The following is an 11,763-nucleotide window of genomic DNA, read 5'->3' on the forward strand; positions in this document are numbered from 1 at the left end:
GCAGGACCTGCGCGCCGAACGCGCCGGCATGATCCGCCGTCTGGCGTCTGGCCTTTATACCTATTTACCCACTGGTGTCAGGGTGCTGCGTAAAGTGGAGCAAATTGTTCGGGAAGAAATGAACAACGCCGGCGCCATTGAAATGCTGATGCCCATGGTACAACCCGGTGAACTATGGCAGGAGTCTGGTCGATGGACACAGATGGATGCAGAATTACTGCGTTTTACTGATCGTCACCAACGTGATTTTGTGTTGGGGCCAACCCATGAAGAAGTCATCACTGATGTGGTACGCCGCGAAATTACCAGCTATAAGCAATTGCCACTTAATTTGTATCAAATTCAAACTAAATTCCGCGATGAACGCCGGCCACGCTTTGGCGTGATGCGCGCCCGCGAATTTTTAATGAAAGATGCCTACTCTTTCCATTTGGGTCAGGACAGCCTGCAACAAACCTATGATGCCATGTATCAGGCTTACTGCAATATTTTCAGCCGGTTGGGCCTGGACTACCGCCCAGTGTTGGCCGATACCGGCGCTATTGGCGGCAGTGTGTCGCATGAATTTCATGTACTAGCCAGTTCGGGTGAAGATGCCATTGCCTTCTCAGACAGCAGCGATTATGCCGCCAATATTGAAATGGCCGAAGCGGTGGCACCCGCCGAGCCGCGACCGGCAGCCAGCCAAATGCTTACTGAAGTAGCAACTCCTGCTGCTGGTACGGTAGCTGAGGTAGCTCAGTTACTCGCGGTAGCAGAGCGGCAAATTGCCAAAACCCTGTATGTACAAGGTGCAGCTATTGACGGCAAGCCGGCTGGCTTAGTGGCTCTGGTATTAAGTGGTGAGCATGAACTGAATACAGTAAAAGCGGAAAAACTGCCGCAAGTGCACAGCCCGCTGCAGTTTGCCAGCGAGCAACAGATCCGTGAGCTGACTGGCGCAGGGCCTGGCTCTGTTGGTCCTGTTGGGGTAACTGTGCCGGTTATTGTTGATCGTAGTGCCGCGCAGTTGGCCGATTTTGTCGTGGGTGCCAATAAAGATGGTGTGCATTTAACCGGCGTAAACTGGGATCGTGATATCCAGGATTATCAGGTTGCCGATATTCGCAATGTCGTTGAAGGCGATGCCAGCCCTTGTGGTAATGGCAAACTGGTGATTAAGCGCGGTATTGAAGTGGGCCATATTTTCCAACTGGGCGATAAATACTCGCAAGCACTGAAAGCCGGCGTATTAAACGAAGAAGGCAAACACCAAATTCTCACTATGGGCTGTTACGGTGTGGGCGTATCGCGCATCGTTGCCGCCGCTATCGAGCAAAATCACGATGAATACGGCATTATCTGGCCAGATGCGATAGCGCCGTTTCAGGTGGCCCTGATTCCAATGAATATGCACAAGTCTGCACGCATTGCAGAGGTCACCGAGCAACTTTACCAGCAACTGATCGCTGCCGGCATTGAAGTATTATTTGATGACAGACGTGAGCGCCCCGGCGTAATGTTTGCCGACATAGAATTACTCGGCGTACCGCACAGCATAGTGATTGGCGAGCGTAACCTGGATAACCGTCAGGTAGAATATAAACAGCGGCGTAGTGGTGAAAAACAGCTGCTGGATATTGATGCCGTAGTCAGTACCCTAGCGCAACAGCTGCGTTAAACCGCACCACTATCGCCTGCCATAGCGATAAGCCCCAGTACCCGGTGCGCTAAAAAGCGCGCTGGGCTCTTAAGCCAATGTTGACACTACGTGCTGCAGCCGGCTCATAGCTGCGGCCATTGCCCTGATTCACGATAACCGCCCCTACATATTGGCGGTCAGCCAGATTATCAAGCTGTAGCCAGGGTTGCCATTGCCAGTTGCCATACAAAAGGGTACTTTGTGCCGCCAGTCCAAACTGCCAGTGTGCTGCCGCTTGCTGGCTATTGTTATCATCACTGTATACCGGCCCACGGTACACAGTGGTTAAATGCAGTGCCAGCCGCTGATCCTGCCAGGGCTGCCATTGCCATTGCCAATAGCCACTTTGTCTGGCAAGCCCAGGTAGCACCTTGCCATCCAGCGTATCGCCTTTATAGTGCGCGGACATCAATGTCATACTGAATAATTGCCGGATACTGTCGCTCGTTTGCCAATCCAGCTGCAGCTCCACACCTTGCCTGCGGGTAGCCGCTGCGTTGCGATAACTGGTGCGCCCGCCAAGGGCGCTGTCTACCACCAGTTCATTGCGGCTGTCGATATGAAACACACTGATATCAAACCAAAGTGGCTGAGCAGCCTGCCATTTTAAGCCCACTTCGGCTTGTTGGTTGGTGGATGCTTGCAGCGTAAAATTTAGCCCGGTGCCCTGGCGTTGATAGGCCATTTCCGAAAGTGTGGGCGTTTCGAAGCCCTCTCCTATACTAGCATAGAGGCTTAGCTCAGGCTGGAGCTGATAGCTAGTGCCAAGTGCCCAGACACTTTGCTCAAAGCGGGTACGGCCACTATCATCCGGGTTACCCGGTACCATAAAATAATCTTCTACGCTAAATTTAAGGGCGCTATGTCTGACCCCGCCGGTCACTAACCAATCATTGCTGGCCTGCCATTGACTGCGCAAATAGACATCTTGCCTGTTCACTTTACCCAGTTCATCGCGGCGCAAGTCGGCACGCTGGCCAAAATTATTGACATAACCAAAGCGCCTGTCACGACTTTGCTCCAGTTGGGCGCCTAGTTGCAGGCTTAGATCGGCATTAAGCTGCCAGCGATACCAGGCTTCGCTGCCCATTACCTCGCGTGTTAAGTCAATTTCACCGCCTGATGAAGTGATAGCGTCACCACTGAAGGCTAAAAACTGATTAATCTGCCGTTTACTGCGCCAGCTTTGCCATTGCCATTGGCCGTGTAAAGGCTTTAATTGCCAGGACAGCTGCAACTGCTTTCCTTGTTTGCGGGTGTTAAACAATAATGCTGCCGGGTGGGTTTGGCGGGGATCAGCGCCAAAATCTGCCGGGCTTAAGCCTTGTGGATCCAATAACAAGGGGTCGTAAGACCAATCCAACCGCAATCGACTGTTTAGTCCCTTCGCGAACTGCCACTGCCATTGCGCCACTGCTTGTTGGCGTTTGGCTGATGCTTGCGGCCTTTCGCCATCACTCTTAAACTGATGCGCAGCAAAGCGCCATTGCTGCTGCTCATAGGCTTTATTGAGTTTCAGATCCCAGTGCTCATTAACACTGGAGTGCGCACTGGCCAGCGATACCTCAGAGGTAGATTGCTCGCGGCTAAACAGCTGCACGACACCACCGGCTGCATTGCCATACAGCACAGCCAAGGGACCACGCAACACCTCAACACGCCCTACTTCGCTTAATAACAACGATGATAGCTGACTTTGTCCATCAGCATTGGTCAAAGGAATACCATCTAAGGTTAAGTATAGGCCGCGCACGCCAAAAGCACTGCGGGTACCAAAACCGCGAATACTGAGACGGGTATCCTGAGCATAGTTAGTGCGACCATCGGCCTGTAAGCCAGCAATGCCCTGTAATAACTGAGCACTGTCTACCGGCAGTTGCCAATCGTTTACGGTTTTACTGCTGATACTGGCTGGTGAGCTAAGCCAGCGACTCGGTTGTTGCTGAGCGCTGATCACCATGACTTCAATTGCAGCCTGCTCTGCTGCATCTTCAGTACTATGAGTCTCTTTGCCAGCCCCCGCTACAGTGGCAAAGGCATCGGGTAACAAGCTGGCTAAAAACAGCATTAAAGCAGTCTGAACACAAACAGCAGATTTCATTCACTTTCCATTGAGTAAGACAATAAGTCAGGGCTTAACATACGCCTATCCTTGGCGAAAATGCAGCTGACTTCCAGCCATTTCTGGTCAGTAGTCAAAAATAGCTGATGAATGCAGTCAGGCTTATTCTGTTAACGGGATTTTAATATAGCGCCGGCCATTTTGTTCCGCTACCGGTAACTGGCCAGCGCGGATATTTACCTGTACCGCCGGATAGATTAACCGCGGTACCGCCAGCGTTTTATCCCGTGCTTCACGTTTGCTAACAAAGGCTTGCTGCTCAGTGTTTGCTGTGACATGAATATTAGTCTGCTTTTGCTCTGCTACTGTGGTTTTATAACGCAGCTCGCGGCCATCAGGCTGGTAATCATGGCACATATACATAATGGTATCCTCTGGCAGCTGATACAGCCGCTGGATAGACTGAAACAAAATATTGGCATCGCCACCAGGAAAGTCACAGCGGGCGGTGCCCGCATCGGGCATAAACAACGAGTCTCCCACAAATAAATGTTGGCCAATTAAATAACTGACACTGTCATTCGTATGACCTGGGGTATTTATAACCTTTGCCGACAACTGGCCAATCGTAAACTGCTGCTGGTCAGCAAATAACACATCAAAATAATCACCGTTGGCCTGCAATTCGGCATCATTGATGTTAAAAAATGTTTTAAAGGTTTGTTGTACCTGACAGATACCCTTACCAATGGCAATAGCGGCTGAGGTATGCCGCTTAAGGTATTGCGCAGCAGATAAATGATCGGCATGCGCATGAGTTTCCAAAATCCAATCCACCTTCAGTTGCTGGGTGTTGATAAACGCCAGTATTTGATCGGCGCCTTCGGTACTGATAGTGCCCGCAGCCGCATCATAATTGAGCACCGGATCGATCACTGCCGCCTGTTTTGTTGCGCTATCTATGACCAGGTAACTAAAGGTACTGCTGTCTTTGTCAAAAAACATTTCTACATGGATTGGCTGGTTAAGTGCAGTCATCTGGACACCTCATTAAATTAGTCTTTACTAAATATTGATTGCATAGTATCTAATAACACCCTAAAATGCAATTCAGTTATATCGATATTCTTTTTAGGAATATAAAATATGTTAGTACTGTTAGGCGCTATAATAATAGGCCTGAGTTTAGGCTTGTTTGGCTCAGGCGGCTCCATTTTGACCGTACCGGTACTGCTGTATCTTATCGGTATGCCGGCGCAGCTTGCTATTGCCTCGTCATTATTTATTGTTGCCGCCATCAGCGCCTTTGGCTCTTTTCATAATAGTCTAAAAGGACTGATAAGCTGGCGGCATGTACGCTGGTTTGGTATTCCCGGTATGCTGGGCACCTATATCGGCGCCTGGGGTGGCACCCTGGTAGATAGTCGCTGGCAACTCCTGGTGTTCTCATTGTTAATGATCGTTGCCGCGGTCTTTATGTGGCGTAGCAAACTGACAGACACCGCCAATCAGTTACCCTTTAACAAGCTTAAAGTACTGGCAGATGGTTTGCTGGTCGGTGCGGTAACCGGCTTTGTCGGTGTCGGTGGCGGCTTTTTAATCGTGCCGGCGCTGGTATTAATGGGCGGCTTACCTATTGTTATTGGTGTAGCCACCAGTCTGGTCATTATTGCGCTAAAGTCTTTTGTTGGCTTTTCCAAATACTATGCCGTGTTTAGCAGCCAGGGGATCAGCTTTGACTGGACCGTTATCGGCCTGATGGTCATCGCTGGTATTGCCGGCAGCTATTTAGGCGCCTGGATCGGCCGGCGCTTACCCAAAGAAAAGCTGCAGCGAGGGTTTGCGGTATTTTTAGCCATTATGGCCATAGTGGTAATCAGCCAGTCTGTTATTTAATTTTTGGAGAAACCAATGAAAACAGCACAGCAATTGGTGGCCGAAGCAAAGGCCTCGATTAAAGAAGTTAACTTAGAGCAACTTACTCAGTACTTACAACAACACGCTGAACCAAGATTAATTGACGTACGTGAGCCGGCAGAATTTGCCCAAAGCCATATCGCTGGCGCGGTGAATTACCCAAGAGGGGTGTTGGAAATGCAACTGGCCAACCACCCGGCCGTTGCGGCCAGTGGTTGCGCGGCTGATATGGCACTGACGCAACTGGCGTCTGAACCTTTGTATTTAATTTGTCGCTCTGGCGCACGTTCAGCTCTGGCCGCTGAGTCCTTGCAACGCATGGGCTTTACTCAGGTGTTTTCAGTTGCACCCGGTATGCAGGGCTGGCTTGATGCTCAATTACCGGTAATAAACTAACAGAGCTTATACGGAGAGTTACATGGACAATTTTACGCCCATATCGGCACTGATTGGTGGCAGCTTAATTGGCCTGGGTGCCTTGTTATTAATGGTAGCCCTTGGCCGCGTTGCCGGTATTTCTGGCATCACCAGCTTGGCGATTTTTCAGCGCGAAGGTCGCAGCTGGCGGCTGGCTTTTGTGGTGGGCCTATTGCTGGGACCGCTGGCAGTAAGCCTGTTACTCAGTGATTTCAACTTTAGCACTCCAGAGTTATCTGTGCGCACCATTATTGCTGGCTTGCTGGTAGGGCTTGGTACGGCCTGGGGTAGCGGTTGTACTTCTGGTCATGGTGTCTGTGGTATCGGTCGTTTTTCAGCCCGCTCCATCACCGCTACCCTAGTATTTATGGCAGCCGGCGTCTTTGTCGCCAGCCTGTTTTAACGGAGTTGACCATGCATATTTTTATCGCTTTTTTCGCTGGCCTGTTAATGTCTGCCGGCATCGCCGTGTCAAAAATGGTTGATCCGGCTAAGGTATTGGCTTTTTTAGATCTCAGTGGTCATTGGGATCCCAGCCTGGCATTGGTGATGGCAGCAGCACTGGCCATTTACAGTGTTGGTTTCTGGCTAGTCCGTAAAAAACCGGCACCGCTCATGGCCGAAAAATTTCAGCTGCCTACGGTTACCAGGCTCGATAAGCCATTGTTAGCTGGTGCCGCTATTTTTGGCATAGGCTGGGGTTTAGTCGGCTATTGCCCTGGACCAGCAATCAGCGCTTTAACGGCTGGCAGCATAGGGACGCTGGGTTTTGTGTTAGCAATGATTGCAGGCTGGTATCTGGCCAGAAAATGGCCACTGCCAACATGAGTCTTACCAACAGTGCCATTAAAGCCTAAAGCACCTGACCAGCTAACAACGACCGCCCGTGCTGTTGGCAGGTATGCTGCCACCAGGGTAACACTGGTGGGGGCGTTGGCTGATTTGCTGCTGGGCTTGCTGAAGATTATCACTGGTGTGCTTGGTCATTCAGCAGCGCTGATAGCAGATGGCATTCATTCACTGTCAGATCTGGCCACCGATGCCATAGTGCTAATCAGCATCCGCTTGGGAGGCCGGGCTGCCGACCATAGCCACCCTTTTGGCCATCGCCGTATTGAAACACTAGGCACCCTATTACTGGGCTTCATCTTATTAGCCGTCGCAGTAAGCCTATTCTGGCAAAACACTGTCAGCCTTTGGCAGGGGCAGCTCAGCCCCACTCCCGCTTGGCCAGTGCTGCTGGTCGCCGCTATGTCCTGGCTTATCAAAGAAGGACTCTTTTGGTACACCATCAAAGTTGCGCGGGCGATGAATTCGGCTTTACTCAGCGCAAATGCCTGGCATAGCCGCAGCGATGCATTTTCTTCTATTGTTGTTTTAGTTGGTGCTGGTGGGGCTATGCTCGGGTTTTGGTGGCTGGATGCTGCAGCAGCCCTGTTGGTTGCCGTGCTGATCACTGCCATCAGCTTACAACTACTAAAACGCAGCCTGGCTGAGCTGATTGATACCGCTATTCCTGAATCACAGCAACAAAGCTACCGCCAGCTTATTTTACAGACCCAGGGAATACTGGCCGTAAATGAGCTTCGTAGTCGTACCAGTGGCGGCAAAGTACTCCTGGAGCTCAAGCTGGAAGTCTCGCCACGACTCAGTGCTTCAGAAGCACATTGGCTGGGCATGCAAGTCAAGCAGCACTTGCAGCAGCAGTTCGGTGAAATCGGTGATATTTTGGTGCACATCAACAGTCCGGCGAAGACACCACCATTAGTAGAGGCTACACAGAATATCCGCCCTGCCTTAATGACAGCGCTCAACCAACTGTTGCGGCGTTATCAACTTGATGCAGATGACGTTGAGCTGATCTTGTATTATCAGCAGCCGATCCAGGCCAATTTTTTGCTCAGTAGCAAAGCCCAACCGTTAATTGATAGGCTCAGCGCCAGCGAACTGTTACAACAGTTGCATCAGCTGTGGCCGCCCGCCGCTCAGCTAGAGATTCGCTTTTACCTGAAAAAAGCAGATTAACTTATGTTGTGACTATCATTTCCATGATCAGACAACTACCATTATGACGAATTTATGACAAGTAATTTCCCAATGACAAAACACGCTTTGCTTTGTAGCCTAAGCGCCTCAGCGTTCCTGCTTATGGCACCGGTTCAAGCTTCGGAATTTGGCATCTATGGCCGGGCACATTTATCACTTGACCAGCTTGATAACGGTAACGACAACGGCCTTAATACATCCAGCAATTCAAGTCGTTTTGGTATCAAGGGCAGCCATCAGGTGCAGGACAACCTGAAAGTGCTACTGCAAATTGAAAGCCTGATAAGGCTGGATGAAGGCAGTGGTGAATGGGCCTCTCGCAACAGTTTTATTGGTTTACAAGGTGATTTTGGGCTGATAAGGGCTGGTTTCTTTGATACGCCGCTAAAAAATGTGCGCAGCAAGACTGACTTATTTTCGGATCAAGTTGGCGATGCCCGCAATATAGTGCGCGGCGGCGGAGTGGATTTAGACCGGCGTTTTCGTAATGGCCTGCACTATCAAAGTCCGGCAATAGAGAAACTTACTCTGGATCTGCACTATTCCACCCATGATCGCACCGGTAGTACCAGTGACAACAAAGATGATGCTATCAGCAGCTCTGTAACCTTTGGCAATAAAACAATGATGCTGATATTAGCTTACGAAAGACGCAACCGGCTTGATGACACTGCATTGAGCGGCATCCGTGCCGGAGCCAGTTATCGGCTCAATGAACAATGGCGTCTAAGCGCTTTTTGGCAAAGCAGCGACAATTCTTCCGGTGGCGATCGCACGGCTTATGGTGTCGGCGCGGCCTACCGCTTAACGGATACCTATAGCATTAAAGCGCAACTGTATCAGGCCTCCTCAGCCGACCGCAATGACAGTGGAGCTACTCTGCTGGCACTGGGGCTGGACCGACGCTTAGGACCTAACCTGACGTTCTATGGTGCCCTGGCAATGACCAACAACCAGCAAAACGCCAGTTTTAATATCTCCGCCGGGGGGCATGGAAAATCGCTAACTATTGAACCCGGACAAGATCCGTACGCCCTGTCATTGGGCCTTATTTACAATTTCTCCGCCAATTTTGGCGGCTAGCTATCGCTTTAATAAGCGCATTTACTGATGTCCCCAGGGAGCTGGGGGCAGTTTATCCAGTGGCTTGCTCAAATCAAAATCCAATCGCCAGGTCCAATTATCACCGCTAAAAGTGCCATAGGTATAACGTTTGCCAGGCACGATTTCAATCTGCCAGCCCAGTAAACTGCCATCTTCAGCGGTACGTTCCGTAAATAAGAAACGCTGTAACTGGTTACTGCCCCCTGCCATCATCAGGCCACCATACATGGTATTGGTGGTATCGGGCTGACCATCAGCCAGCCGGTGATCATGTCGTAATTCCAACATACTGCCCAGGCGGCTGAAACGCCAGGTGCGGGAGCGGTCCCAACTGCCATCGGCCTTTCCGATATGAAATGGTAATGCCAATAAATAGTTATCACAGTGCCTGAAATGTACAACCAGCTGCTCATCCCCAACTAACAAATCAGGTCGATCGTTTCTTGCCTGTACACGCTTGCCGGCATAAGCGTTACCGCAATGGCTGGCTAAAGCCTGCCAGAAAGCGTCAGTACTTTGTTGCACCATATCTTGCTCAGTATCTTGCGGTGCAGCAGCTAAGGCGCAACCGCACATCATCAGGCAACTTATCAGCAATAGTTGTATTTTCATCGGCTTGCTCCGTTATTTTTGCCATACTGTAGCACAGCAAGCAGCCAGGTATGTTGCAAGAATACCGTGATAACTGCTGATAAAAATGCGCTGGCACAAGCTTAAACTAACAAACTTATGCTAAGCTGCTTAAAGATTAATGCCTTGGAGTGACAGGTAAAATGGAGAGTATAAGCCAAATGTATCGTTTTATTGAGCAAACTTTTTTTTATACGCTTAACCGTAAAATTATCGGCAACATTGGCTTTTTAGCGATATTTTTTGCATTAGCCTTATATATGGCCTTTCCAGCCGATGGCGCAGGCGTCACTTGGTGGGCTTTACTACTTATTGGCAGCAGCGCCTTTATATTCACCATTTTATATTTGATGCATCTGATTGTCAGGCCGGTGAATGCACTAGTCGACACCTTGCATCAAAGTAACCGTAAAGGGGCTGATTTAAGTCAGCGCTTACCCGCCTTTACTTTTGATGAGTTTCGTACCCTGTCAGATGAATTTAACCGCTTTGTATCACAACTGAGCGAAGTGCTGGTAGAAGTGCATCAGCAAGCCAGCAACACTCATCATATTAACGAGCAGGTTTCCGGGGCAGTAAAAAGCACCCGCACTAATTTGCAGGATACTGAAAAACGTAGCCAGCAAATTCGTCGTGAAAGTGATGAAGTGCTGGAGCACTTAGCGGACATCGTACTAAATAGTGATGAAATGGGTAAGGTCACGGTTAAAGCGGTTGACAAAGCTCAACTGGCTAGTGGCCAGATGCAGCAATTAAACCGCCAGTTAGCCGCTATTGCTAAACTGTTAGACTCCTTTGGTAGCACCATTAATGGTTTGCATAAAAACTCTGAAAATGTACGGCAAATTCTGGTGATGGTTGAAAACTTTTCTGACCAAACCAATTTGCTTGCACTGAATGCAGCTATTGAAGCCGCCCGAGCCGGTGATGCCGGGCGAGGATTTGCCGTAGTGGCAGATGAAGTCCGCACCCTGGCAGCAAAGGTAAATGATGCCACCAAACAAATTTCTGGTTTTTTAAATGACATGGAACGCCTGGTGAACGAGACCCGTAGCGAGTCTGACAGCTTAAATCAGCAGGCAAAGCAAGCGCAGCAGCAAATCAGCCAGACCAGTGAGGAGTTCTCGCTGCTACAAACGGAGCTGCAAGCCACCAAAGGCGGTATGTACAATATTAATAATACTGTGCTTGATTTGGAAAAACGCTACCAGCAAACACACCAGCATCTTAGTGCTATCGAGCAAATTACCAACGAAGCCTATCAGCAAATGGCGTCCATTGATGAAGCAGCCCGTAATTTACTGCAAGGCACCGCCAGTACTCAGGCGCAATTACAGCGCTTTGCCCGCAAATAACCTCGTAAACTGCAGCAAGGACGCTGCAGTAAAGCAAATAGGCTACGACGGATAGAAAAAACCCGCATTTGCGAGTAAGTTGATATAAATTCAATAAAAATGCGTGTTCTTGTGCGCTGTAGAAACTTGAATAAAATGGCATCGCTTACAGGACTCGAACCTGCGAGCTGCATGGCATTTGGCGTGACAGGCCGGCCAAGCTCTTAACAGAGAGCAACCGACTGAACTACCGCTTGATGCTGAAGTGAGCTTACGCTCTGATGAATACTAACTGAAATGGCGGAGCGGACGGGACTCGAACCCGCGACCCCCGGCGTGACAGGCCGGTATTCTAACCGACTGAACTACCGCTCCGCGCTGGAGTGAGCTTGCGCTCTGATGAATACTAACTGACATGGCGGAGCGGACGGGACTCGAACCCGCGACCCCCGGCGTGACAGGCCGGTATTCTAACCGACTGAACTACCGCTCCGGAATCAGAAAGCGTTTTGCTGCTATGGCGGAGCGGACGGGACTCGAACCCGCGACCCCCGGCGTGACAGGCCGGTATT

At 50.1% G+C, this 11,763-nt stretch carries 11 protein-coding genes and 2 tRNA genes; 8 read left to right on the forward strand and 5 right to left on the reverse strand.

The genetic code is table 11. From position 1 onward, the window contains the following. On the forward strand, positions 1–1,660 hold a 1,660-nt coding region (locus V7D78_RS09725), incomplete at its 5' end, for a proline--tRNA ligase (protein WP_333608256.1). A gap of 49 nt (positions 1,661–1,709) precedes the next feature. Here V7D78_RS09725 and V7D78_RS09730 read toward each other — a convergent pair. Both V7D78_RS09730 and V7D78_RS09735 read right to left on the reverse strand, forming a co-directional pair. Next, positions 1,710–3,782 carry a TonB-dependent receptor family protein gene (locus V7D78_RS09730; RefSeq protein WP_333608257.1) on the reverse strand — a complete coding sequence of 691 codons (2,073 nt, stop codon included), beginning with the start codon at positions 3,780–3,782 and terminating at the stop codon, positions 1,710–1,712. A gap of 123 nt (positions 3,783–3,905) precedes the next feature. Next, positions 3,906–4,781 carry an MBL fold metallo-hydrolase gene (locus V7D78_RS09735; protein ID WP_333608258.1) on the reverse strand — a complete coding sequence of 292 codons (876 nt, stop codon included), beginning with the start codon at positions 4,779–4,781 and terminating at the stop codon, positions 3,906–3,908. A gap of 108 nt (positions 4,782–4,889) precedes the next feature. Here V7D78_RS09735 and V7D78_RS09740 point away from each other — a divergent pair, with 108 nt between their 5' ends. From V7D78_RS09740 to V7D78_RS09765, 6 genes are all read left to right on the forward strand, one after another. Continuing rightward, entirely contained in the window at positions 4,890–5,639 is a 750-nt protein-coding gene (locus tag V7D78_RS09740; protein ID WP_333608259.1) for a sulfite exporter TauE/SafE family protein, read from the forward strand. A 15-nt stretch (positions 5,640–5,654) separates the two neighbouring features. Then, positions 5,655–6,056, forward strand: a complete 402-nt coding sequence (locus V7D78_RS09745) for a rhodanese-like domain-containing protein (RefSeq protein ID WP_333608260.1) — start codon at positions 5,655–5,657, stop codon at positions 6,054–6,056. 22 nt (positions 6,057–6,078) lie between these two features. Beyond that, complete coding sequence (locus tag V7D78_RS09750; RefSeq protein WP_333608261.1) at positions 6,079–6,480, forward strand: YeeE/YedE family protein; 402 nt, start codon at positions 6,079–6,081, stop codon at positions 6,478–6,480. Between the two features lie 11 nt (positions 6,481–6,491). Next, positions 6,492–6,905, forward strand: coding sequence for a DUF6691 family protein (locus tag V7D78_RS09755; protein ID WP_333608262.1), 414 nt, complete (start codon positions 6,492–6,494; stop codon positions 6,903–6,905). 12 nt (positions 6,906–6,917) lie between these two features. Continuing rightward, the gene (locus tag V7D78_RS09760; RefSeq protein ID WP_333608263.1) at positions 6,918–8,102 is read left to right on the forward strand and encodes a cation diffusion facilitator family transporter; all 1,185 of its coding nucleotides are present in this window, start codon (positions 6,918–6,920) and stop codon (positions 8,100–8,102) included. A gap of 72 nt (positions 8,103–8,174) precedes the next feature. Next, positions 8,175–9,206, forward strand: coding sequence for a porin (locus V7D78_RS09765; protein WP_333608264.1), 1,032 nt, complete (start codon positions 8,175–8,177; stop codon positions 9,204–9,206). 21 nt (positions 9,207–9,227) lie between these two features. On the opposite strand, the gene V7D78_RS09770 is transcribed toward V7D78_RS09765, so the two are convergent. Further along, positions 9,228–9,839: a hypothetical protein gene (locus tag V7D78_RS09770; RefSeq protein ID WP_333608265.1), complete on the reverse strand. Its 612-nt coding sequence runs from the start codon at positions 9,837–9,839 to the stop codon at positions 9,228–9,230. 179 nt (positions 9,840–10,018) lie between these two features. On the opposite strand from V7D78_RS09770, the gene V7D78_RS09775 reads away from it, so the two are divergent. Next, positions 10,019–11,212, forward strand: coding sequence for a methyl-accepting chemotaxis protein (locus tag V7D78_RS09775; protein WP_333608266.1), 1,194 nt, complete (start codon positions 10,019–10,021; stop codon positions 11,210–11,212). Positions 11,213–11,489: 277 nt separating this feature from the next. Here the strand turns inward: V7D78_RS09775 and V7D78_RS09780 are convergent. Both V7D78_RS09780 and V7D78_RS09785 read right to left on the reverse strand, forming a co-directional pair. Further along, positions 11,490–11,566: transfer RNA gene (locus V7D78_RS09780), tRNA-Asp, on the reverse strand. Between the two features lie 41 nt (positions 11,567–11,607). Next, a tRNA-Asp gene (locus V7D78_RS09785) sits at positions 11,608–11,684 on the reverse strand. Between the last annotated feature and the right edge of the window lie 79 nt (positions 11,685–11,763).

Origin of the sequence: Arsukibacterium sp. (assembly GCF_036735525.1) — a bacterium.
In the GTDB taxonomy this organism is placed as follows: Bacteria; Pseudomonadota; Gammaproteobacteria; order Enterobacterales; family Alteromonadaceae; genus Alishewanella.

Coding starts and splice junctions, on each gene's coding strand:
- V7D78_RS09775 (WP_333608266.1), top strand. CDS start 10,019: ATGTATCGTTTTATTGAGCAAACTTTTTTTTATACGCTTAACCGTAAA.
- V7D78_RS09770 (WP_333608265.1), bottom strand. CDS start 9,839: ATGAAAATACAACTATTGCTGATAAGTTGCCTGATGATGTGCGGTTGC.
- V7D78_RS09745 (WP_333608260.1), top strand. CDS start 5,655: ATGAAAACAGCACAGCAATTGGTGGCCGAAGCAAAGGCCTCGATTAAA.
- V7D78_RS09735 (WP_333608258.1), bottom strand. CDS start 4,781: ATGACTGCACTTAACCAGCCAATCCATGTAGAAATGTTTTTTGACAAA.
- V7D78_RS09750 (WP_333608261.1), top strand. CDS start 6,079: ATGGACAATTTTACGCCCATATCGGCACTGATTGGTGGCAGCTTAATT.
- V7D78_RS09730 (WP_333608257.1), bottom strand. CDS start 3,782: ATGAAATCTGCTGTTTGTGTTCAGACTGCTTTAATGCTGTTTTTAGCC.
- V7D78_RS09755 (WP_333608262.1), top strand. CDS start 6,492: ATGCATATTTTTATCGCTTTTTTCGCTGGCCTGTTAATGTCTGCCGGC.
- V7D78_RS09740 (WP_333608259.1), top strand. CDS start 4,890: ATGTTAGTACTGTTAGGCGCTATAATAATAGGCCTGAGTTTAGGCTTG.
- V7D78_RS09765 (WP_333608264.1), top strand. CDS start 8,175: ATGACAAAACACGCTTTGCTTTGTAGCCTAAGCGCCTCAGCGTTCCTG.